This is a genomic window from Humitalea sp. 24SJ18S-53 (assembly GCF_050632385.1).
Classification (GTDB): domain Bacteria; phylum Pseudomonadota; class Alphaproteobacteria; order Acetobacterales; family Acetobacteraceae; genus Humitalea.
On sequence record NZ_CP192599.1, the window covers coordinates 4154963 to 4176024 of the forward strand.

The window sequence follows — 21062 nt, forward strand, 5'->3', positions numbered from 1 at the left end:
CGACGCGGACCGCGCCATGGCGCTGGCTGATGCTGATCGCGATGCTGCCATTGCCCGCCGTCGCCGACCTGCCACCGGCGAGGCTGCCGAGGCCTGCGAACTTTGCGATGCACAGATCCCCGCCGCGCGCCGCCTGGCGGTACCGGGTGTTCGGCTGTGCGTTGCCTGCCAAGGTCGAATGGAGAATGTGCGGTGATCAGTTTCGAATGGCGCGACCTCGCCTGGATGGTCGCCGTCGCTGTCGCGCTGGGCGGTCTTTTGCTCGCCTTCCTGCGCTTCAAGCTGGCGGGTGACTTCGCGCCCCGGGCCGATCTCGTCCTGGTGCAGGGCCGGATCAGCATCGTCGAAACGCGTCTCGCGCAAGTGCCATCGCACGACGATCTGCGTGGCCTGCAGGCGCGCGTCGCAGGGTTGGAGACGGGGGTCGCGGTGGTCGGCGAGAAGGTCAACAGCCTCGGCGACATCATGCGGCGCGTCGAACACCAGACGAACCTGCTGGTGACGCATCAGATCAACGGGGGGTCATCCTGATGAGCGGCTTCGCCAGGCTGCAGGCCGAAGACCGTCGCCTGACCATCCTGCGCACCCTGGCCGAAGATGCCGGCCGGCGCGCGAACGAATTCATCCTGAAGCGCGTGCTGAAGGCGATCGGCCACGATGTCTCGCGCGACGTGCTGCGCGCCGAGTTGGCCTGGCTGCTGGAGCACCGGCTGATCCGCATCGAGCGCCTGCATGACGAGGCGGGCGCCGAATTCCAGATTGCCGTGCTGACCGAGGATGGCGAGGACGTCGCTGGCGGCCGGCCGCACACGGGCGTCGCCCGGCCCGTGGCGCGGTAGATGCCGCGCCCTTCCTCGGTCCAGAAGCTGCCGGAGGAAGTCCGTGGCCTGATCGGCGCCCTGCGGGAGAACGGCCGCACGCTGGATGAAATCCTGGCCAAGCTGCGCGAGATGCTGGCGGACGATGACGTGCCGTCGCGCTCCGCCCTCGGCCGCCACATCAAGGGCATGGCCCATCTCGGCGAACGCATGCGCAAGGCGCGCGAGATCTCCGAAAGCCTCCGCCAGAAACTTGGCGTGGGGGAGGAGCGCACGGCCGCGCTCAATATCGAGCTGCTGCATGCCGCCGTGCTGGACATCTTCCTCGACGCGGATGAGGGGGAACCGGTCAGCCTCGAAAAGATGGGCGAGCTTGCCAAGATCGTCCGCGCCTTGGCGACGGCGCGGAAGGCCGATGCCGACACGACGCTCAAGATCCGCACCGCCGCCCTGGCCGATGCCGCCAAGGCGGCCGAGGGCGCCGGAAAGGCAGCCGGACTGACCGCTGCCACCATCGAGACGATCAAGGCCCGCATCATGGGCGTGAAGGCCGGCTGATGCCGCTCGACGCGCCCCTCCTGCCCGAGGTCTTCCTGCCCTACCAGCAGGATCTAATGGCGAGCGTCTCGCACCATGCCGTCACGGTGGCAGAGAAGTCGCGGCGTACGGGCTTCACCTGGGCCGTGGCCGCGGTCGCGGCATTGACGTCCGCCGCGCAGGCCGATGCGGAAGGCATGGACGTCTTCTACATGGGTTATGAGAAGGACATGACCCGCGAGTTCATCGACTATGTCGGTGACTGGGGAAAAGAGTTCCAGCTTGCCGCCTCGGGTGTCGAAGAGTTCGTCTGGAAGAACCCCGACAAGGCCGATGACGAGATCGGCGCCTTCCGCATCACCTTCGCCAGCGGCTTCGAGGTCGTGGCGCTGCCAAGCGTGGCGCGTGCCCTGCGCGGCAAGCAGGGGCTGGTCATCATCGACGAGGCCGCCTTCGTCGATGATCTGGAAGCCGTCCTGAAGGCCGCCATGGCGCACCTGATCTGGGGCGGCAAGGTGGTCATCCTCTCGACCCATAATGGCGAGGCGAACGCCTTCAACGCCCTGGTCAACGACATTCGCGGCGGGCGTGCCGATTACAATCTGCTCCGATGCACGTTCGAGGACGCGATCGGGCAAGGGCTCTATGAGCGGGTCTGCCTCCGCACCGGCCAAGCGCCGACCGAGGAAGGCAAGGCGGCTTGGAAGGCGCAAATCGAAAAGCAGTATCGGCACAACGCCGATGAGGAGCTGCACGTCATTCCGTCGCCGCTGTCCGGCACCTGGTTGCCGGGCGTGCTGATCGAGGCGCGGATGGACCCCAGCATTCCGGTGCTGCGCTGGGCGGCGCCGCCTGGCTTCGTGACCTGGCGGGACGATATCCGCGCGCGTGACGTCCAGGCCTGGCTGGAGGAGCATGTCGCGCCGCTCCTGGCCACGCTGGATCCGCGCACGCCGCATGCCTTCGGCCAGGACTTCGCCCGTAAGGTCGACCTGTCCGTCATGTGGCCACTGGCGATCGGGCGCGACCTGGTGCGCCGCACGCCGTTTGTCCTCGAACTGCGCAACATGCCGTACAGCCAGCAGCAGCAGGTCCTGCGCTTCATCTGTGATCGGCTGCCGCTGCTTCGGGCCATCGCGCTGGATGCCACGGGCAACGGCATGGCGCATGCGGAGGCCGCCGCAGATCGCTACGGCAGCCGCGTCCTCCAGGTGATGATGACCGAGCCCTGGTATCGGGAGTTCATGCCGCCGCTGAAGACAGCCTTCGAAGACGCCATGATCACGATACCGAAGGACCGTGACATCGAGACGGATTTTCGGATGGCCCGCCTGGTGCGTGGCGTTCCGCGTATCCCGGAGCGCACGCAGGACGACAGCGGGCAGCGCCACGGTGATGCCCCCATCGCCTGCGCCCTGGCCCTGATGGCGAGCAAGGCCGCCCCTGAGGCCTATGCCTACGAGCCGGTGCTCGACCCAACATCACGCGGCCACGCCGGTGCAACCCACGACGACGACATGCGCCCGCGCGGCACATTGCGCGGAAGGATTATGGCCTGATGGCTGTCTACGGTCCCGATGGCCTGGTGATCCCGGCCGCCGACATCGCCCGCCTGCGGGAGGACAAGGCCGGCCCGACGCTGAGCGGGGTGCGCTCCCCCATCTCCGGTCATCCGGCCGAGGGGCTGACACCGCATCGCCTCGCCGCGATCCATCGCGCCGCGGCCCTGGGCGACGCCCTCTCGTATCTCGAACTGGCCGAAGATATCGAGGAGCGCGACCTGCACTATTCCGGCGTGCTCGGCACCCGCAAGCGCTCCGTCGCGCAATTGCCGATGACGGTAGAAGCCGCCTCCGACGACCCGAACCACGTCAAGCACGCCGACTTCCTGCGCGCCTGGTTGCGCGAAGGCGTGCTGGAGGCGGCGCTGTTCGACCTGCTGGACGGGGTTGGCAAAGGCTTTTCGGTGCTGGAGATCATGTGGCGTACCGAGCCCGGCGCCTTCCTGCCGGAGGCCCTGCTCTGGCGCCCGCAGCGCTATTTTGAGGTGTCGCGCGAGGATGGCGACACGCTGGCGCTGCGCGAGGCGACGGGGCTGGAGCCGCTGGCGCCACACAAATTCATCGTGCATCGCCACCCATCCAAATCCGGACTGATGCTGCGCTCCGGCCTCGCGCGCCTCGCGTCCTGGGCCTGGATGTACAAGGCGTTCACCTTGCGCGATTGGGCAGTGTTCACCCAGAACTTTGGCCAGCCGATGCGCCTTGGCAGGTATGGGCCAGGGGCGTCGGACGAGGATCGCCGCACCTTGTGGCGCGCCGTCGCCAATATCGCCGGTGATTGCGCCGCGATTGTGCCCAAGGACATGGAGATCGAGTTCGTCGAGGTGAAGGGCCTGGCCGCCACCACCGACAATTACGAACGCCGCGCCGATTGGTTCGACCGCCAGGTCAGCAAGGCCGTCCTGGGCCAGACCACCACGACGGACGCGATCAGCGGCGGCCACGCCGTCGCCAAAGAGCACCGCCTGGTGCAGGAAGACATCGAGCGGGCGGACGCGCGCCTCGCCTCCAGCACGCTCACGCGCCAGCTTGCGCACACCATCATCGCCTTCAACTTCGGGCCGCAGAAAGCCTATCCCTCCATCCGCGTTGGACGGTCGGACGAGGTGCCGCTGCCAATCGTTATCGAGGCGCTGAAGGGCCTTGTGCCGCTTGGCCTGCGGGTCGAGGCATCGGAGGTGCGCGATCGCCTCGGCTTCTCGGAACCATCCGAGGGCGAAGGCACCGATGTGCTGGGCCTGCTGCGCGCCGCCCCGCCGCCGCCCGCGCCCGAACCGCCGCCCAGCCTGAACGCGATGCGCCGGCTGCTGACCTCCCGCCACGCCACCCAGCCCGATCCCGACCTGGTCGAGGCAATGGTGACCCGGCTTGCGCGTGACGCGGAGGGCGCGATGGCCGGCCTGACCGGCGCGATCGAGGCGGAGTTCGCCGCCGCCAGTGATTTGCCGGACCTGCTGGAGCGTATCACCAGGCTGTCGCTGTCGCCTGAAGATCTGGCGCGCGCCATGGGCCGCGCGATGGCGATCGCCCACCTGGCCGGGGAGGCCGCCGTGCTGGATGAGCTGCGCACCCGCCAGCCGTGACCGCCGCCGCGACCTTGGGCGCCATCAGCCTGCCGCCGGCGGAGGCGATCGCGTTCTTCCTGCAGAAGACCAACACCACCTCGGCGCATTGGACCGATGTCTGGCGCACCGCGCATAGCCGGCAATTCATGGTGGCGGGGGCGGCGACCGAGGCGCTGGTCAGCGACTTCCGCACCGCCATCCAGAAGGCGATCGAGCAGGGGACCACCCTGGCCGAATTCCGCGGCGATTTCGATGGCATCGTGGAGACACACGGCTGGGCCTACAACGGCGCCCGCGGCTGGCGCACCCGCATCATCTACGAGACCAACCTGTCGACGGCCTACGCCGCCGGGCGCCACGCCCAGATGGTGCAGCCCGAGACCGTCGCGGCCTTCCCATACTGGCAATATGTCCATTCGGGCGCCCTGCATCCGCGCCTGCAGCACAAGCAGTGGAACGGCCTGACGCTGCGCGCGACGGATGCTTTCTGGAAGTCGCACTACCCGCCGAACGGCTGGCGCTGCGGCTGCCGTGTCGAACCGCAGTCCGGCCGCGACCTGGCGCGGCAGGGCCGCCACGGGCCGGACGCGGCCCCGCCGATCGAGACCCGCCCCTGGACCAATCCGCGCACCGGCGTGACCAGCCAGGTGCCGGTCGGGATCGACCCGGGCTTCGACTATAATCCGGGCGAGGCCTGGTCGGGGCCGGCGCCGGTGCCGCCAGGCACGCGCCCGCCACCCGCAGGCTGGGCGCCGCCACCGCCGGTGATGCCGCCGACACCAGGCGTGTCGAATGCGGAGTTCGAGGCCCTGCTGCGGCGGGCGGAGGCGAAGGTCGGCATCGCTTCGCCGCCGCCGGCGCCCTTCGTGGATCTGCCGCCACCGCCTCGCAGGCCGCCGCCGACACCGCCTGCCGGTCCGGACCGTGGCTTGATCACCGTGCCGATCGTCGAGCCCGGTGATCCTCCCGCCGCCGGCGGGCCGCCGCCACCCCTTCGGGCGCGCGTTGCCTCGCCGCAGCGGTTCGCCCGCTGGCTTGGTGAGGCGCAGGGTGACAAGGCCCGCGCGCCTGCACCCATCGTGGTGGGCAACATCGACCGCCTGACCACCCTGGCCCTGCGCCGCAACGGCGGCCAATCCAGCATTGCCAGCAGGACCGTCGTGATCCAGCCGGATAAGTATCGGCGGATCGCCGGCAAGGATGCCCGGATCAGCAAGGCATCGGGCATGCAGGTGGCGCTCGCCCCTGCCGACATCGCGCGGCTGCCGGAGATCCTGGCGAACCCGCTGGCGGTGTTCCGCCAGGTGGATAACGGCAACCTCGTCTACGTGTTCCGCCCGGCTGGCGGGGATGATGGCAGGGTCGGCAAGCTGGTGATCGCGCTGGATCGCACGGTCACGGTGCGGGGCGGAGATGCGGCGCGTCGTAAGGTCACGGCGGCGTCGGTGATTAGCGGCGGGCTGACGACGCCGCAGGCACTGCGCCCGGAGATGTTCACGCTGTTGCAGGGAGGGTTGTAGCCAGGAAGGGAGCGCAACGCCCTTCACCAAAGTCCCGCTACCAGGGCGGGATGTTCGGCCACGAAACGACACCGTGGACCTGGCTACTGCCGCAACATAACCATCCCCACTGAGGATTTCCAGTATGGCCGGTGCCACCCTTTCCGCCCGCTTCGACGACGGCCAGGTGCGCCGCGCCTTCGTGGTGCTGGCGGCGATGGGCCGCGATCGCGGCGTGCTGGCGGCGATGGGCGTGGGCCTGGCCCGCAACACACGGCGGCGCTTCGACGCGGCGCAGGATCCTGACGGGCGCGCCTGGGCGCCGCTGAACCCCGCCTACGCCGCCGTGAAGAAGGGTTCTGGCATCCTGCGCGACAGCGCCATGCGGGGAGGCCTGCAGGGCAGCATCACCTCCGCCGTCGAGGGGCGGTCCGTCGTCGTGGGCTCGAACAAGATCTACGCGGCCGTGCATCAGTTCGGCGCGACGATCACGGCCAAGAAATCGCCGACCCTCGCATTCCGGCTGGGCACCGCGCTCGTCCGGCCGCGATCGGTCACCATCCCCGCGCGCCCCTATCTCGGCTTCTCGACACGCGATGAGGAGACGGTGCGGGAGGTGGCCTTCGACGCGCTGCGGCGGGCGATGGGCGGCTGACGCCGGTCCAGATCGGGGGCGCTTGCGCAGCCATGGATTTTAAGAGGGAATAAGAGGCCTAAGAATGGGGTTGGGCGGGTTTTCCCGCCCGTTACGTCCAACCGGGGCCGCCGACCGACGCCCCCCCCCACACGCCCGCCTGTGTGGCCGCGCGCGACCGGCGCCGCACCCCGCGACAGCAGGGGTCAATTCCCGCCGCGTGAGCCGCGACAGTGCCAGTCGCAATGCATCACATCACCTCCCTTCACGCGGCTTTGCCGCAGCCGAGCGCCGCCGATGCCGGCGCCCCCATGTGGCTGCACCTGGTCCCGGCCGGCACGACCCGTGGCCGTGACGGTCGCGGCCCGTTCGTGTTGACCGATCCCGCTGCTGTCATCGAGGCGTCGATGGCCGAAGGCCCGATCGTGTTGGATGAGAACCACGCGACAGATCACGGCCTGGCGAATGGCATGGCCGCGCCCGCCCGCGGCTGGATCGTCGAACTGCAGGCCCGCGACGATGGCATCTGGGGCCGCGTCGAATGGACCGCCTCCGGCCAGGCGCTGATAGCCGAACGTGCCTATCGCGGCATTTCGCCCGTGATCTCGCACACCAAAGACGGCGGGGTCGTGCTGCGCATCCTCCGCGCGGCGCTGACCAATGCGCCGAACCTGCCCCTCGCCACCCTCCACAGCCAGGAACCGACCATGGACCTGAACGCATTGCGGGAGGCCCTTGGCCTTCCCGCCACCGCCGATGATGCGGCGATCCTCGCCGCGGCCTCGGCCGGCCGCACATCCCTGACCTCGCTGAATTCGGTGGCCGTCGCCGCCGGGCTCGCCGCCGGTGCCGCGCCGGATGCCATCGTCACCGCCATCCAGGCGCGTGGTGCTTCGCCGCAGCTGGTCGCCGAGGTCACGTCGCTGCAGGCGCAGCTGACGACCCTGACCCAGCAGCGTGCGCGCGATGCCGCCGTCATCGCGATCGACACCGCGATCCGCGCGGGCAAGCCGATCACGCCGGGGCTCCGCGATCACTACATCACCCGCCACACGCTGGACGCCGAGGGCGTGCAGCGTGAGCTGGACGGGCTGCCCAGCATGCACAGCGGCGGCCTTGGCCATCGCGCCCCCGGCCCGGGTGGCGCCGCCGGCGACCTGACGCCGGATGAGCTGCAGGTGGCGTCGATGCTCGGCATCGACCCCGCCGCCTTCAAGAAAACCCGCGACGCCGCGGGTCAGACCACCACGATGGGAGCCGCGTGACATGGCGCTAACTGCAGCCCGAAACACGCCGCAGCGGGACGGCGGCGGCAGGACCCACAGCTTCACGATCGCGGCGAGCGTGACGATCTATCCCGGCGCCCTGGTGGCGTTGAACGCGGCTGGCGACCTGACGCCTGGTGCCGTGGCGACGACGCTGACCGCGGTCGGCCGCGCCGCGACCGGCGGCACGCTGCTGGCTGATGTCACGGCGACGGTCGAACGCGGGGTGTTCAAGTTCAAGAACAGCGCCTCGGGCGACCTGATCACCAAGGCCGATTGGGGCAAGTCCGTCTACATCGTCGATGACGAGACGGTCGCCAAAACCAACGGCAGCACTACCCGATCCGTGGCCGGCATCTGCCGTGGCGTGGACGCCGATGGCGTCTGGGTCGAGACCTGAGGGAGATATCGCGATGATCGTCAACGGCGCCAACCTGCGCACCCTGGGCATTGGCTTCAATGCCTCCTTCGCCAATGGCATGGGGCGTGCCACGCCCCAGTTCAGCCGCATCTCCACCACCATCCCGTCCAGCACGGCGTCGAACGAATACGGCTGGCTCGGCCAGTATCCGCGCGTGCGTGAATGGCTGGGCGACCGGGTGATCAACAACATCCAGACCGCCGGCTACACGATCAAGAACAAGACCTACGAGAACACCATCGGGGTCGAGCGCGAGGCGATCGAGGACGACAACATCGGCATCTACGCGCCGCTGTTCCAGGAAATGGGCTACGCCACCGCCTGCTTCCCTGATGAGTTGATCTGGCCGCTGCTGGCGGCGGGCTTCGCCACCAACTGCTATGACGGGCAGTACTTCTTCGACAGCGACCACCCGGTGCTCGACAGCACGGGCGCCGTCACCTCCGTCTCCAACACCGGCGGCGGGGCCGGCACGCCCTGGTTCCTGATGGATGTGTCGCGGCCGCTGAAGCCGATGATCTTCCAGGAGCGCAAGCCGTTCAACTTCGTGGCGATGGACAAGCCGGACGACGAGCAGGTCTTCACGACGAAGAAGTTCCGCTATGGCGTCGACGGCCGCGCGAACGCGGGCTTCGGCTTCTGGCAGCAGGCCTATGGCTCGAAGCAGACGCTCGATGCCGCCTCCTACAAGGCGGCGCGCGCGGCGATGATGGGCCTGAAGGGCGACTACGGCCGCCCGCTGAACATCATGCCGAACCTGCTGGTCGTGCCGCCGTCGCTGGAAGGCACGGCGCGCGAGATCCTGCTGGCCGAACGGAACTCGGCCGGCGCGACCAACGTTTGGCGGAACACCGCCGAGCTTGAAGTCGTGACCTGGCTGGCCTGAGGCGCATTGAGCAATGACCGAAACCCCCGCCGTGCATGGCCCGCTGCTGATCGTTTGCTCCCGTCCGGGTTTCCGGCGCGCTGGCGTGGTGCATGCGGCCGAGACCATCTGGCCCGCCGATACCTTCGGCGCGGACCAGCTGGCCGCGCTCGGCGCGGAGCCCCTGTTGTGGGTCGCCGATGCCATCGCATTGGAGCCCGCACCGCTGCCGGTGGTGACACTGATCCCGGCACCGGAACTGGACGTGGGTGCGGAAGGCGATCTCGGTGCCGCGACGCCCAGCGCGGCCGAGGCCGCGCCGACGGAGACGGGCGACGCGGACACCAAGCCCAAGCGCCGCCGCGGCGCCGTCTGATGTACGCGGTACCAGACGACATGATCCGGCGTTGGGGCATCGTGGAGATGACCCGCCTGACGGCTGAGGACAGCCGCCTGGATGACACGCCGGATTATGACCGTCTGAACCGCGCCTTGGACGACGCCGAAGGCATCATCAACGGCTATCTGCGCGTGCGCCTGGCGCTGCCGCTGCCCTTGCCGGTGCCGCCCGAACTGGAACGTGCCGCCTGCATCCTGGCGCGCTACGACCTGGGGCACGGGGAGGCGCGCACGCCCTCCGAACAGATGAAGACCCAGCGCGACGAGATTTTGGCCTGGCTGCGCGATGTCGCGAAGGGCCTGGTGGTGCTGGACGCCATCGCCGCCCCCATTAACACCTCCGCCGGCGCGATGACGCTGGACCGTGAGCCCGCATTGCGCCTGGCCGATGGGCTGATCGGATGAGCACGGATCCCGCCCTGGCGACGCCGCCCGAACTGGTCACTGGCGGCCCGCTGATCGCGATGCATGACGCGATCGTGGCGCGGCTGCGCGAGGTGTTTCCGACCAACAAATTCACCCACGGCTTCGTGGACAGCCGCCTGACGCCGGTCGAATGGGGCGACCTGATGCGGCTGAAGCCCTTCGTCGGCCTTGGCTGGGGCGGTGCGCGACCGAGCGATGCCAACGGCCGCCGCATGAGCGCCACGGCCGAATGGACCGTGTTCCTCGCGACCGGCAATTCCGCCGGCCCGACCCAGCGCTATGCCGGCGACACGCAGGGGCCGGGCCTGCTGGCCATGGTCCAGGTCGCGGCCGGTGCACTGCAGGGCATGGTGGTGCGGCCCCCGCGCGCGCGGGAGCCGGTGGGCACGGTCGAGGTCTCCGGGATCTCCAACCTGGTGATCGACGGCTTCCAGGAGAAGAACACCGCGATCGCCGGCATCGACCTGCGCATCCCCTTCACCCTGGAATGGATCGCCGGCGCCGATGAGTTCCTGCGCGCCGGCGCCGCCTGGGTCATCAGCGCCGACGAGACCGCCGGCCCCAACGACGACATCGACATCCGCGAGGCCCCATGACCGACCGCGTCTACGTCTTTCCCGCGCCGGGCCGCCGCGTGCGCGACCCGGCGACCGGCCTGCCCATCGGCGCGGAGGGCCTGGATATGCCCCGCGACAGTTTTGCGCTGCGCCGCATCGCGGATGGCGACCTGGTCCTGGCGGCACCGCCGGCGGCCGAGACGCCGCCGGAGCCGCCCGCCACCGAAGACCCGCGGCCTCGCCGCGCCACCAGCCGATAACAGGGGGACCGCATGCCTCAGTCCATCACGTTCGACGAAACCCCCTCCGACTGGCGCGTGCCGGGGACCTATGTCGAGATCCGCCCGACCTATGGCCGCATCGGCATCGTCGATTACCCGACGAAGGTGCTGCTGGTCGGCCAGGCCACCACCGCCTCCACCGGGCCGCGCAACGTGCCCGTGTTGGCGACGCGCGATGACGACGCCTCCTCCCGCTTCGGCGCGGGGTCGCAGATCGATGCGATGCTGCGGATGTTCCGCCGCGCGAACCTGACCAGCCAGGTCTGGATCATGGGCCAGGCGGACCCGGTCGGCGGCGTCGCCGCGACGGGGACCATCGTGCTCACCGGTTCGCCCAGCGCCTCCGGCCAGTTCAGCGTCAACATCGCGGGCCGCCGCGTCTCGATCCCGGTTGCCGCCAGCGCCACCGTCACCGCGATCACCGCGGCCTTGGCCGTCGCCGTCAACGCCATCACGCTGCTGCCCGTCACGGCCACCGCCAGCACCGGCACGCTGACGCTGACCTCCAAGCACACTGGCGTGTTGGGCAATGACATCGACATCCGGCTCAACCCGCTGGCGGGCGACGTCACCCCGGCCGGGCTGACCGCCGCTGTCACCGCGATGGCTAGCGGCGCCGGCGTGCCGGACGTCGCCGTGTCGCTGGCCGCGATCGCCGCGACCTGGTTCACCGATTTCGCCTTCGGCGCGTCGGATGCCGCCAGCGCCGCACTGATCGAGGCGGAGCTTGCCACGCGCTATCGCGCCAATGGGCGGATGGATGGCCACGCCTATTTCGGGCTGCGCGGCACGCATGGTGAGCTGACCGCGCTGGGTGCGGCGCGCAACTCGCCGTACCGTTCGGGTATTGGCGCCAAGGCCGCCGGTTCGCCCCCCTGGGAATGGGCCGCATCGCTCTGCGCCCGCGGCGCCTTCTACCTGGCGCAGGATCCGGCACGGCAGATGCGCAGCCTGACCCTGCCCGGCATCGTCGGCCCGGCGCCGGCCAATCTGTTCACCCCGGCAGAGCAGCACCTGCTGCTGCTGGACGGCATCAGCACCTTCGACGTGCAGGCCGATGGCACGGTGGCGCTCAGCCGCGTCATCACCACCTACCAGACCAACAGCCTGGGGGCCGCCGATGATGCCTGGCTGGACATCATGGTGCCGCGCACGATGTCGCGCATCCGCTACGATTGGTGGACCTACGTCACCCTCAACTATCCCCGCCACAAGCTGACCGATGACGACAGCCCGGCGGCGGAGGCATCCGACAGCGTGGTGACGCCGCGCCAGATGCACGGGTCCTGGGCTGGGCGCTGCAAGCTGTATGAGCGCCTGGGCTGGATCGAGGACGTGAAGCGCACCCTCGCGGAAAGCCTCTTCCAGCGCGATCCCGACAATCGCAATCGCATGCAGTCGCGCAAGCGGGCGCGGATCATCGGCAATTTGATGCAGATGTTCGACGCCCTCGAATTCGAAGCCTGATAGGAGGACCCGCGCATGGCGCAGACGCTTGGGATCATCGACATCATTTGGCGCAACAAGCGCTACAAGGTGGACAAGGGCGCCAAGCTGAAGCTGGGCGGCATGAAGGGAGTGCCGGTCGAACGCGCGCGCAGCATGGACCATGCCCAGGCGTTCGAGGGATCGGAGGTCACCGCCACCATCCAGCTTGAACGCGGCATGAGCCTGCTGGACGTGTGCAACCCGCCGACGGGCGAACTGCAGGCGCTCTGCGACACCGGCCAGACCTACAACTTCGCCGAGGCCTTCCTATCCAACCGGCCGGAAGCAACCGGTGGCGAGGGCGGCAAGATCGAACTGAAGTGGCTCGCCGGCGAGCCCGAGGAGCTGCTCAATGGCTGACCTGGACAACGACGCGGATGTCATTGTGGTGGGCGACGACGCCGACACAGCATCCGTCGACGAAGCCGGCGTCGTCATCCTGCGGGACGATGGCGAAAGTGAGCACCCGCTGCCCAAGCGCGCGATCGAGCACAAGGACGGCTCCATCGAATTGCCGCTGCTGCACCCGGTCACCCTGCGCTTTCGTACGAAATCCTCGGCCACGGTGCGGGAGGAAACAATCAGCCGCCTGGTGCTGCACCGGATGCTTGGCCCCGACATGCGCGCGATCTCGGCCGCCAGCGGCGACAGCCAGATCGTCGTGGTGCTGGCGCGCTCCGCCCGGATCTCGGAGGGCAAGTTCGGCTCGATCTTTGACCGTATGGATGCCGAGGACATTAGCGACGCCAGCCAGATCGTCGGCCGTTTTTTGGGGAATGGCCGCAAAACTGGCCGGTGATGCTGGCAGCGATCGGCGGGCACTATCACTGGTCGCAGGCCGAGTTGCTGAGCCTGAGTTACGCCGATGCTGCGTTCTGGCTTGAAGCGGCAGAGGCTTTGCACAAGGAGGGATGAGCGTGGCGCGTGATCTGAAGGCCCGCTTCATCCTGGAACTGCAGGATCGCGTTTCGTCCGGCATCAGCGCCATCACGGGGCGGCTAAATGCCCTGCGGGCGGTGTCGCAGCGCTTGGCGGGCATTGGCCTGGTCGGGGCCGGGCTGACCTTCGCCGGGCCGATCCAGTCAGCGGCGGCGTTCGAGGATGTGCTGCGGCAGAGCGTCATCACCCAGGGGCTCGTGGGGGACGCCGCGACGCGCGAGGTCGCCAGGCTGACCCAGGTCTACGAGCAGCTGGCCCGCACCACCGGCCAGCGCAGTCAGGCGATCGCCGAGGGCGCCGCCACGATGGTAGCCGCCAACATGCCGCGGGATGCCATCGAGCCGCTGGTGGCGATCGCCGCGCGCGCCTCCACGGCCTACGGCGCCTCGATCGGCGATATGAGCAGGCTGACCATTTCGCTGAGCCAGAACCTGCGCATTGCTCCCGCTGCCATGGCCGATACGCTGGCGCAGATGGCGCAGGCGGGCATGGAGGGGCGCTTCGAGCTGCGCGACATGGCCACCGAATTCTCCCGCCTGACGCCAATGGTGGAAGGTCTCGGGCTCAGCGGCCAGCGTGGCGCACTGATGCTTGCGGGCATGGCCCAGATGGCGCTACGCGGTGCGGGCACGGCTTCGGAGGCCGCAAACAACCTCGGCAACTTCCTCTCCAAGATCAATTCGCCGGAGACGGTGCGGAACTTTGCGGCGGCCGGTGTCAACCTGGAAACGCTGGTCGCGGATGCGGCACGGCGCGGCATCAACCCGGTTGAGGCCGTGGTCCAGCGCGTGCGCGAGATGAGCCGAGGCAACATGTTCCGCGTCGGCGCGCTGTTCGGCGACCAGCAGGTCCTGAACTTCCTGCGCCCGATGATGAGCGGTGTCGGCGAGTATCTGCGGATCGTGCGTGCCGCATCCGACGCGAACGCCTCGTTGACGGATCAGAGCTTCGCAACCCGGTGGACCGGCTTCCAGATCAATGTGGACCGTGCGACCGAGAGCGTGACGCAACTCGGCCGACGCATGGGTGCCGCCATGGTCCCGAACCTCCGCGCGCTGAATGATGGCTTCGACTGGCTGTTCGCCAAGCTCGACGAACTGGACGCCGCGCACCCGGGGATGATCGATGCCTTCATCCGATGGGGCGGCGCGGCGATGGTCGCTGTCGTCGCGCTCGGGTCGCTGTCCTTCATCCTCCCTGTCATCGTGTCGGGTGCGGCGCTGCTCTTCGCGCCGCTGACCCTGCTGGTCGGCATCTTCGGTGCCATCCTCGGCGTCGGCGCTGCGGCGGCCATCGGCATTGCCTTGCTGGCCGCGGCCTTCGTCGCCGCAGGCATCCACATCTGGCGCAACTGGGATCGGTTCCGCGGCTTCTTCGCGCAGTTGTTCGGCGGTATTCGCGCAATCTACATGGGCTTCGTCGCCTGGCTCGCCGGCTGGTTCACCGGCACCCAGGCCGATCGGGTCGCCGCCGTCATGCAGATGTGGCGCAGCCTCACCACCGCCTTCGGCGCCCTATGGGACATCATCCGCACCCTGTTCACCGATTTCGTCGCCTGGGTTGATGGCTGGACGGGGGGCGCCGCCAGCCGCGCCGTGCAGGGGGTCATCGGCGTATGGCAAAGCGTCGCCGCATTCGCCATCGACCTGTTCAACGCGCCGCGCCAGGCCTTCGACGATTTCGTCGCCTGGGTCGATGGCTGGTCGGGGGGCGCCGCCAGTGCCGCCGTGCAGGGGGTCGTCGCCGCCTGGCGCTGGATCGTGGACGGGGTGCAGGGCGTCTGGAACGACGTCTCGGCCGAGTTCGACAACTTCAGCACCGCCATCTCCGGCTGGATCGACAGCACGGTCGTGCCCTGGATCGAGCGTTTCAAAGCCCCTTGGGAGGCTCTTAAGGCCTTCTTTGCCGACCTCTTCGGCGGCATCGCCACGGTCTTCAACACCATCTTCGGCCCGATCGAGGCGGCGATCGCGCGACTGCGCGGGGCGATGCCGCAGGCGCCCGAAAGCACCACCGCCGAGGACCCGCGTGCACCAGGCCGCCGCAGCTTCAACCCCGGCCAGATCATGGCCGGCCAGGCCGCCCGGCTGAACGGCGAGATCATCGTCCGCGCCGCCCCGGGCACCGAGGTCGTGCGCACCGAAAGCGACGCGCCGGAGGTCCGCATCACCGCGCCCGATCGCGGCGCCATGCTCGGCGCGCCCTGATGTCCGGCGTGCTGGGCAGCCTGTTCGAGGAACTCTTCGAGGGGTCGTTCCGCGACGTCGAATTCCACATCGCCGACGACAGCACCGAAAGCGGCCGGCGCGTGCAGCGCTGGATGTTCCCGGGGCGCGACGGCGCCATGCACCAGGATATCGGCGGCCTGGCCGGGCGCTTTGAGGTTTCGGGCCTGATCATCGGCGATGACTACATCCGCCGCGCCAAGGCGATGGAACGCGCCTTCAACACCGCAGGCCCGGGCACCCTGGTGCACCCCTGGCGGGGCGAGATCGAGGCGGTGCTGGTCGAACCATGCAGCATCGTGCTGGACGAGAAGAAGCTGCGCGTCGCCACTTTCCGCGCCGTGTTCGAACGTTGGGTCGAGGCGCCCACCGCCGAACGCGACACGCTGGGTGAGCTGCTCGGGGCCTTCGACAGCCTGCGCTCCACCGTCCGGGGCTATCTGCGCCGCGCGCTCGCCCCCGTGCGCATGGTGCTGGCGGCGGTCGCGGCCGTGCGTGGCGTGATCAGCGGCATCATCGGCGGGCTGGCGACCTTGCGCGGTACCGCGCTCGGCGCCGGCGGCATCTTTCGCGGCCTGCTCGGCGATCCCCTGGCGGATCTGTCGGCGCTGCTGACCCTGCCGGCGGCCAGCCTCACCGGTGACCTGGTGGTCGACAAGATCGCGGCGGCACCCGAGGCGATCGGCCGTGCCGCCAGCAAGCCCGACCTGCCCATGATCGCCCCGGGCGGCGGCGCGGAAGATCCCGCGCAGATCCTGCCGCCGCGTGTCGCCACCCTGTCGCTGCTGGACTTCGCGGCCGGCCTGGCACCCGCCACCCCGGGCACGCCGGCGGCGGCCGTCACCCTCGGCACCCGCGCCCTGGCCCTGACCGAAGCGGCCAGCGCCACCGCCGCCATCGACTTCGCCTCGGCCGACGACGCCATCGCCTGGCGCGACCGGCTGGACGCGGCCCTCGCCGCCGGCATGGCCCAGGCGGCGGCGGAGGCCGCGGTCGATCCCTTGGGGGCGGCGCCGGTCTGGCGCGCGCTTGGCGATGTGCGGCGGGCCGTCGCCGCCGACTTCAACACCCGGATCGGGCGGCTGCCCCGGGTCGCCGCCGTCACCGCGCCCCCTGCCACCGTGCCGGCTTGGATCATCGCCAACCACCTGGCCGGCGACAGGCCCGGCGATGTGCGCGCGATGGTCGAGGACCTGGTCGTGCGGAACCGGCTGGCCCATCCGTCGATCGTGCCCGGCGGCGCCGTCCTCGAATGGCTGCCGCCCACGTGAGCGGCGCCGCCACGCTGCCGGTGATCAAAATCCGCATCGGCGGTACCGCCTTCCTGGATTGGCAGGAGGTCGAGATCAGCGTACCCATCCGGCGAGGGCCGCCTACCGCGATTTGGCTGAGCCTGTCTTTTGCTCTTACGGGCGTTCTTTCGAGCGCCGTTAAGGGCGGAGGCTGGGTTTCGGGATGGAGATCATCACGGGCGTCGAGCGACGGCGCCGCTGGCGGGCTGAGGAGAAACTGCGGATCCTGGCCGAGTTGGACGAACCCGGTGCCATGTTCAACGAGGTGGCGCGTCGGAACGATGTCAGCCGTGGCTTGCTGTGGCAGTGGCGCGACGCGCGGCGGCGCGGCAGGCTTGCGGGAAATGTCGCGGCGTTCGTCCCGCTGCGCGTTGTGCCCGAGTTGGCGGAACCGGCATCACCGACGGCTTGCCCGCATGCTGACGGCGAGACGGACGACCGCATCGAGATCGTGCTGTCCGACGGCACCGCGCTGCGCGTGACCGACCGGATCAGCACCACAGCGCTGCGTCGCATCCTGGCGGCGCTGCGCGGATGATCCCGGTTCCCTCCGGCGTGCGGGTCTGGCTGGCAGTTGGCCATACCGACATGCGCCGAGGCATGAACGGCCTGGCGCTACAGGTGCAGCAGGCCCTTGGGCGCGATCCCCATGCCGGTGATCTCTACGTGTTTCGCGGACGCCGCGGCGACCTGGTGAAAATCGTCTGGCATGACGGGCTCGGCATGTCGCTCTACGCGAAACGCCTGGAACGCGGGCGGTTCATCTGGCCCTCGACGGCGGACGGATCGGTCGCGATCTCGGGCGCGCAGCTGGCCTATATGCTCGACGGGATCGACTGGCGAAATCCGCAACGGACATGGCGGCCGGAGGCCGCAGGATAGATCAACGCCGCGACGAATTCCGCCTACCTGCCGCACGCAGTCTGTGATTCCATCATCGGCATGACGCCGCCGCCGGACAGCCAGCCCGACGATCTCGAAGCCCTGCGCGCAGCGCTGGCGGCAGAGCAATTGGCCCGGCGCGAGGCCGAGGCGCGCGCCTGCGGCGCCGAGACGATGGTGGCCCACCTGAAGCTGCTGATCGCCAAGCTCAGGCATGACAGGTTCGGCGCCTCCTCCGAGCGCGGCCGCAAGCTGCTCGACCAGTTGGAACTGGAACTCGACGAGGTGGTCACGGCCGCCAGCGAGGAGGCTACAAAGGCCGAGACCGCCCCCGGCCAACGGTCCAGCCCATCCGGCCGCAAGCCCGTGCGGGGCCCGCTGCCGGCGCATCTGCCGCGCGAGCGGGTGGTGATCGCGGCCCCGTCGGTCTGTCCCTGCTGCGGCGGCCGGCTGGCCAGGCTGGGCGAGGACATCACCGAGACGCTGGAGGTGGTGCCGCGCCAGTGGAAGGTGATCCAGACGGTGCGGGAGAAGTTCTCCTGCCGATCCTGCGAGGCCATCACCCAGCCGCCGACGCCGTTCCACCCGATCGCCCGCGGTCGTGCCGGGCCGAACCTGCTGGCCATGATTATGGAGGCCAAGTTCGGCCAGCACCTGCCGCTGAACCGCCAGAGCGAGGTCTATGGCCGCGAGGGCATCGAGCTCAGCGTCTCGACCCTTGCCGACTGGGTTGGCACCTGCACCGCCATGCTGGCGCCCCTGGTGACGCTGATCGACGCTCATGTCCTGGCGGGGTCGCGATTGCATGGCGATGACACCACGGTGCCGCTGCTGGCCAAGGGCAGGACCGTCACGGCGCGGCTCTGGACCTATGTGCGCGACGACCGGCCTTTTGCCGGCCCGGCCCCGCCGGCGGCGATGTTTCGCTATTCGCGCGACCGCACGGCGGAGCACCCGAACCGACACCTGGCAGACTACGCCGGGATCCTGCAGGCGGATGCCTATGCCGGGTTCAACGCCCTCTATGTGGCGGGGCGAGCGCCTGGCCAGATCACCGAGGCCGCCTGCTGGGCGCATGGCCGGCGCAAGCTGTTCAATCTGGCCGAGGTCGCCCGGGCGCCGCTGGCCGCCGAGGCGGTGCGACGGATCGATCTGATCTTTGATTCCGAGCGCGCGATCAACGGTCTACCGGCCAAGGAGCGCCTGGCCGTCCGGCTGCAGCACGTGGCGCCACTGGTCGCGGACCTCGAAGGCTGGATGCGCCAGATCCGCGCCAGGCTGTCGCGGCACAATGATCTGGCCAAGGCGATGGACTACATGCTGAAGCGCTGGGACGCATTCACGCGGTTCCTCAGTGATGGCCGGATTTGCCTGACCAACAACGCCGCCGAGCGCGCCCTGCGTGGCATCGCCCTGGGCAGAAAATCATGGCTGTTCGCGGGCTCCGATCGCGGCGGCGAACGGGCCGCGGCGATGTACTCGCTCATCGTCACTGCCAAGCTCAACGACGTGGATCCGCGCGCGTGGCTCGCCGACGTGTTGGCCAGGATTGCAGACCACCCGGCCTCGCGGTTGGTCGAATTGCTGCCCTGGAACTGGAAGGGCGATCAGGCCAAAGACGCCGCTGCCGCTCAACCCTCACCGCGCCGCGGCACTCGGCGGATGCTTACAGATCAGCCGCGACCTGGGCGAGATCGCCGGCGGCTTCACCCTGCGGGTCTACGACGCCGGCCGGGTCCAGCGCGCCGGAGGCCTCGCCGGCGTCGTCAGCCGCATCAAGCGCGCCGACGCGATCGAGATCCTGGCCGATGACGAGCGCCTGCTGGTCGGCTTCGTGGATGCGACCGAGGTGTCCTGGACCGAGACCAGCCTGGATTTCAGCGTCACCGGCCGCGACAAGACGGGTGACCTGGTGGATTGCGCCGCAGCCCCGGACGGCCCGGCCGAGTATCGCAACGTCACGCTGACCGATCTCGCGCGCCGCCTCTGCCAGCCCTTCGGCATCACGGCACGGGCCGAGGTCGATGTCGGGCCGGTGTTCCCACGATTTGCGCTGGATCCCGATGAGACGATTATGGATGCGTTGGAAAAGGCATGCAAACAGCGGGCGGTCCTGGCGCTGTCGGATGGCGTCGGCGGCCTGGTGTTGACCCGGAGTGGCCAGAACCGGGCGCCCGCCGGGTTGTCGCTGCCGGGCAATGTCGCCGCGGGCCATGCCAGCAGCAGCACCGAGGAACGGTTTGCCCGCTACATCGTGAAGGGCCAGTCGGGCTCGGCGCGCGGCACGGGCGGCCCGGCGCTGGCCTCCGGCGCGGCGCCCTTGGAGGAAGCTCTTCCGCCGCCCGCGGCCACCGAACGCGCCCGCATCATCCGCACCGGCCTGGCCGTGGACCCGGAGATCACCCGCCACCGCCCGAAGGTCTTCCTGTCCCGCACCGAAAGCGGCGGCGCCAGCCTGCAAACCCAGGCCGAATGGCGCATGCGTGTCGCCCGCGGCCGGTCAGACGTGCTGGCCTACACCGTGCCGGGCTGGCGCGCCGGCGCCGATCGGCGGCTGTGGCGGCCGAACGAGCTTTGCCATGTGCAGGACGCGCCCGGCGGCATCACGGGCGACATGCTGATCCGTGGCCTGCGCTTCACCGTGGGCGACAAGGGGGCTGCGACCGAACTCAAGCTGGTCGGGCCGGAGGCCTTCGACCTTGAGGATGAGGGCACACGCCGCCGGCGTCGCGATCCGCGCGGCAGCCCCGCCGGCGACAGCACCGCGCGCGAACTGACCCCCGACCTGCCGGCAGCCCGCCCGCGTGGATAGGCGCACCGCCGGCGCGGTGCGGGGTGCTGCGGTGCGCGGTGCCGTGGTCGCGGTGCATGACGCTGGCGGCGTGCAGACCGTCGACGTCGAAACGCATGACGGCATCCTGCGCACCGGGATCGAGGTGCTGCAGCCCTTCGGCGTCGCCGGCCAGGCGCCAGCCGGTGGGTACGTGCTGCTGATCGCGATCGGCGGCGACCAGGGCGACATGCTGGCCCTGCCGGTGGCGCACCCGGGAGCCAGGATGGGCGGGTTCGCCGCGGGCCAGGCCGCGCTCTACGACGCCATGGGCAATCGTGTTGCTTGCCTGAACAATGGCGTCATCGAGATCCACGCCTCGGTGCGCGTGCGCATCCTGGCGCCGGAGGTCGAGATCGAGGCACCTGGTGGTGTCAGCATCATCGGCGACGTGGCAGTGACCGGAAATATCACGGCGACCGGCACGATCAGCGACGCGACCGGATCGATGGACGAGATGCGTGGCACCTACAACAGCCACGGCCACACCGGCGCCGGCACCTCCGCACCCATCCCCTTGATGGACTGACACCCCGCGCCTGCGGGGGTCAATTGCATTGCACGCGCGCGCGATGGT

24 protein-coding genes and 1 pseudogene are annotated in these 21062 nt (G+C 69.5%); all 25 read left to right on the forward strand.

The annotated features are described in order from the left end of the window. Positions 1–16 precede the first annotated feature (16 nt). The 25 genes and pseudogenes from ACQW02_RS19860 to ACQW02_RS19980 all read left to right on the forward strand — a co-directional run bounded on the left by ACQW02_RS19860 (position 17) and on the right by ACQW02_RS19980 (position 21014). Positions 17–196, forward strand: a complete 180-nt coding sequence (locus ACQW02_RS19860) for a TraR/DksA C4-type zinc finger protein (RefSeq protein WP_431281644.1) — start codon at positions 17–19, stop codon at positions 194–196. Then, entirely contained in the window at positions 193–531 is a 339-nt protein-coding gene (locus ACQW02_RS19865) for a DUF2730 family protein (protein WP_431281645.1), read from the forward strand. Before ACQW02_RS19860 ends, ACQW02_RS19865 begins: the two co-directional genes overlap by 4 nt. Next, on the forward strand, positions 531–839 hold the full coding sequence (locus tag ACQW02_RS19870; protein WP_431281646.1) for a VpaChn25_0724 family phage protein: 309 nt from the start codon (positions 531–533) through the stop codon (positions 837–839). The genes ACQW02_RS19865 and ACQW02_RS19870 overlap by 1 nt, the downstream gene beginning before the upstream one ends. Further along, positions 840–1376, forward strand: a complete 537-nt coding sequence (locus ACQW02_RS19875; RefSeq protein ID WP_431281647.1) for a phage protein Gp27 family protein — start codon at positions 840–842, stop codon at positions 1374–1376. Next, entirely contained in the window at positions 1376–2914 is a 1539-nt protein-coding gene (locus ACQW02_RS19880) for a hypothetical protein (RefSeq protein WP_431281648.1), read from the forward strand. Before ACQW02_RS19875 ends, ACQW02_RS19880 begins: the two co-directional genes overlap by 1 nt. Continuing rightward, positions 2914–4500, forward strand: coding sequence for a DUF935 domain-containing protein (locus tag ACQW02_RS19885; RefSeq protein WP_431281649.1), 1587 nt, complete (start codon positions 2914–2916; stop codon positions 4498–4500). Before ACQW02_RS19880 ends, ACQW02_RS19885 begins: the two co-directional genes overlap by 1 nt. Further along, positions 4497–6002 (forward strand): phage minor head protein, encoded by a 1506-nt coding sequence (locus ACQW02_RS19890; protein WP_431281650.1) that lies wholly within the window; start codon positions 4497–4499, stop codon positions 6000–6002. The genes ACQW02_RS19885 and ACQW02_RS19890 overlap by 4 nt, the downstream gene beginning before the upstream one ends. 124 nt (positions 6003–6126) lie before the next feature. Beyond that, positions 6127–6636, forward strand: a complete 510-nt coding sequence (locus ACQW02_RS19895) for a phage virion morphogenesis protein (protein WP_431281651.1) — start codon at positions 6127–6129, stop codon at positions 6634–6636. Positions 6637–6848: 212 nt separating this feature from the next. Then, positions 6849–7880, forward strand: a complete 1032-nt coding sequence (locus tag ACQW02_RS19900) for a phage protease (protein ID WP_431281652.1) — start codon at positions 6849–6851, stop codon at positions 7878–7880. Between the two features lies 1 nt (position 7881). Continuing rightward, on the forward strand, positions 7882–8280 hold the full coding sequence (locus tag ACQW02_RS19905; RefSeq protein WP_431281653.1) for a hypothetical protein: 399 nt from the start codon (positions 7882–7884) through the stop codon (positions 8278–8280). A gap of 13 nt (positions 8281–8293) precedes the next feature. Beyond that, the gene (locus ACQW02_RS19910) at positions 8294–9187 is read left to right on the forward strand and encodes a Mu-like prophage major head subunit gpT family protein (protein ID WP_431281654.1); all 894 of its coding nucleotides are present in this window, start codon (positions 8294–8296) and stop codon (positions 9185–9187) included. Between the two features lie 13 nt (positions 9188–9200). Further along, on the forward strand, positions 9201–9542 hold the full coding sequence (locus ACQW02_RS19915) for a hypothetical protein (protein WP_431281655.1): 342 nt from the start codon (positions 9201–9203) through the stop codon (positions 9540–9542). A gap of 20 nt (positions 9543–9562) precedes the next feature. After that, positions 9563–9970, forward strand: coding sequence for a phage protein Gp36 family protein (locus tag ACQW02_RS19920; protein ID WP_431281656.1), 408 nt, complete (start codon positions 9563–9565; stop codon positions 9968–9970). Next, positions 9967–10587, forward strand: coding sequence for a hypothetical protein (locus ACQW02_RS19925; RefSeq protein ID WP_431281657.1), 621 nt, complete (start codon positions 9967–9969; stop codon positions 10585–10587). The genes ACQW02_RS19920 and ACQW02_RS19925 overlap by 4 nt, the downstream gene beginning before the upstream one ends. Beyond that, a complete protein-coding gene (locus tag ACQW02_RS19930; protein ID WP_431281658.1) occupies positions 10584–10808 on the forward strand; it encodes a DUF2635 domain-containing protein in 225 nt (74 codons plus the stop codon). Before ACQW02_RS19925 ends, ACQW02_RS19930 begins: the two co-directional genes overlap by 4 nt. Positions 10809–10820: 12 nt before the next feature. Beyond that, positions 10821–12296 (forward strand): phage tail sheath subtilisin-like domain-containing protein, encoded by a 1476-nt coding sequence (locus ACQW02_RS19935; RefSeq protein ID WP_431281659.1) that lies wholly within the window; start codon positions 10821–10823, stop codon positions 12294–12296. Between the two features lie 15 nt (positions 12297–12311). Then, positions 12312–12677, forward strand: coding sequence for a phage tail tube protein (locus ACQW02_RS19940; protein WP_431281660.1), 366 nt, complete (start codon positions 12312–12314; stop codon positions 12675–12677). Next, on the forward strand, positions 12670–13116 hold the full coding sequence (locus ACQW02_RS19945; protein WP_431281661.1) for a hypothetical protein: 447 nt from the start codon (positions 12670–12672) through the stop codon (positions 13114–13116). Before ACQW02_RS19940 ends, ACQW02_RS19945 begins: the two co-directional genes overlap by 8 nt. A gap of 118 nt (positions 13117–13234) precedes the next feature. Beyond that, on the forward strand, positions 13235–15463 hold the full coding sequence (locus ACQW02_RS19950; protein WP_431281662.1) for a phage tail tape measure protein: 2229 nt from the start codon (positions 13235–13237) through the stop codon (positions 15461–15463). Beyond that, the gene (locus tag ACQW02_RS19955; protein WP_431281663.1) at positions 15463–16752 is read left to right on the forward strand and encodes a DNA circularization N-terminal domain-containing protein; all 1290 of its coding nucleotides are present in this window, start codon (positions 15463–15465) and stop codon (positions 16750–16752) included. Before ACQW02_RS19950 ends, ACQW02_RS19955 begins: the two co-directional genes overlap by 1 nt. Positions 16753–16936: 184 nt before the next feature. Beyond that, positions 16937–17311 (forward strand): IS66-like element accessory protein TnpA, encoded by a 375-nt coding sequence (gene tnpA, locus ACQW02_RS19960; RefSeq protein WP_431281664.1) that lies wholly within the window; start codon positions 16937–16939, stop codon positions 17309–17311. Continuing rightward, complete coding sequence (gene tnpB / locus ACQW02_RS19965; RefSeq protein ID WP_431281665.1) at positions 17308–17655, forward strand: IS66 family insertion sequence element accessory protein TnpB; 348 nt, start codon at positions 17308–17310, stop codon at positions 17653–17655. The genes tnpA and tnpB overlap by 4 nt, the downstream gene beginning before the upstream one ends. A gap of 60 nt (positions 17656–17715) precedes the next feature. After that, positions 17716–19284: pseudogene (gene tnpC / locus ACQW02_RS19970) on the forward strand (IS66 family transposase); the annotation flags it as partial. Then, the gene (locus ACQW02_RS19975; RefSeq protein WP_431281666.1) at positions 19205–20467 is read left to right on the forward strand and encodes a phage baseplate assembly protein; all 1263 of its coding nucleotides are present in this window, start codon (positions 19205–19207) and stop codon (positions 20465–20467) included. The pseudogene tnpC and the gene ACQW02_RS19975, both read left to right, overlap by 80 nt. Next, complete coding sequence (locus ACQW02_RS19980) at positions 20460–21014, forward strand: phage baseplate assembly protein domain-containing protein (protein WP_431281667.1); 555 nt, start codon at positions 20460–20462, stop codon at positions 21012–21014. Before ACQW02_RS19975 ends, ACQW02_RS19980 begins: the two co-directional genes overlap by 8 nt. The last annotated feature ends 48 nt before the right edge of the window (positions 21015–21062 follow it).

Coding starts and splice junctions, on each gene's coding strand:
- tnpA (WP_431281664.1), top strand. CDS start 16,937: ATGGAGATCATCACGGGCGTCGAGCGACGGCGCCGCTGGCGGGCTGAG.
- ACQW02_RS19895 (WP_431281651.1), top strand. CDS start 6,127: ATGGCCGGTGCCACCCTTTCCGCCCGCTTCGACGACGGCCAGGTGCGC.
- ACQW02_RS19920 (WP_431281656.1), top strand. CDS start 9,563: ATGATCCGGCGTTGGGGCATCGTGGAGATGACCCGCCTGACGGCTGAG.
- ACQW02_RS19860 (WP_431281644.1), top strand. CDS start 17: ATGGCGCTGGCTGATGCTGATCGCGATGCTGCCATTGCCCGCCGTCGC.
- tnpB (WP_431281665.1), top strand. CDS start 17,308: ATGATCCCGGTTCCCTCCGGCGTGCGGGTCTGGCTGGCAGTTGGCCAT.
- ACQW02_RS19955 (WP_431281663.1), top strand. CDS start 15,463: ATGTCCGGCGTGCTGGGCAGCCTGTTCGAGGAACTCTTCGAGGGGTCG.
- ACQW02_RS19930 (WP_431281658.1), top strand. CDS start 10,584: ATGACCGACCGCGTCTACGTCTTTCCCGCGCCGGGCCGCCGCGTGCGC.
- ACQW02_RS19905 (WP_431281653.1), top strand. CDS start 7,882: ATGGCGCTAACTGCAGCCCGAAACACGCCGCAGCGGGACGGCGGCGGC.
- ACQW02_RS19880 (WP_431281648.1), top strand. CDS start 1,376: ATGCCGCTCGACGCGCCCCTCCTGCCCGAGGTCTTCCTGCCCTACCAG.
- ACQW02_RS19870 (WP_431281646.1), top strand. CDS start 531: ATGAGCGGCTTCGCCAGGCTGCAGGCCGAAGACCGTCGCCTGACCATC.
- ACQW02_RS19885 (WP_431281649.1), top strand. CDS start 2,914: ATGGCTGTCTACGGTCCCGATGGCCTGGTGATCCCGGCCGCCGACATC.
- ACQW02_RS19925 (WP_431281657.1), top strand. CDS start 9,967: ATGAGCACGGATCCCGCCCTGGCGACGCCGCCCGAACTGGTCACTGGC.
- ACQW02_RS19875 (WP_431281647.1), top strand. CDS start 840: ATGCCGCGCCCTTCCTCGGTCCAGAAGCTGCCGGAGGAAGTCCGTGGC.
- ACQW02_RS19940 (WP_431281660.1), top strand. CDS start 12,312: ATGGCGCAGACGCTTGGGATCATCGACATCATTTGGCGCAACAAGCGC.
- ACQW02_RS19915 (WP_431281655.1), top strand. CDS start 9,201: ATGACCGAAACCCCCGCCGTGCATGGCCCGCTGCTGATCGTTTGCTCC.
- ACQW02_RS19910 (WP_431281654.1), top strand. CDS start 8,294: ATGATCGTCAACGGCGCCAACCTGCGCACCCTGGGCATTGGCTTCAAT.
- ACQW02_RS19945 (WP_431281661.1), top strand. CDS start 12,670: ATGGCTGACCTGGACAACGACGCGGATGTCATTGTGGTGGGCGACGAC.
- ACQW02_RS19935 (WP_431281659.1), top strand. CDS start 10,821: ATGCCTCAGTCCATCACGTTCGACGAAACCCCCTCCGACTGGCGCGTG.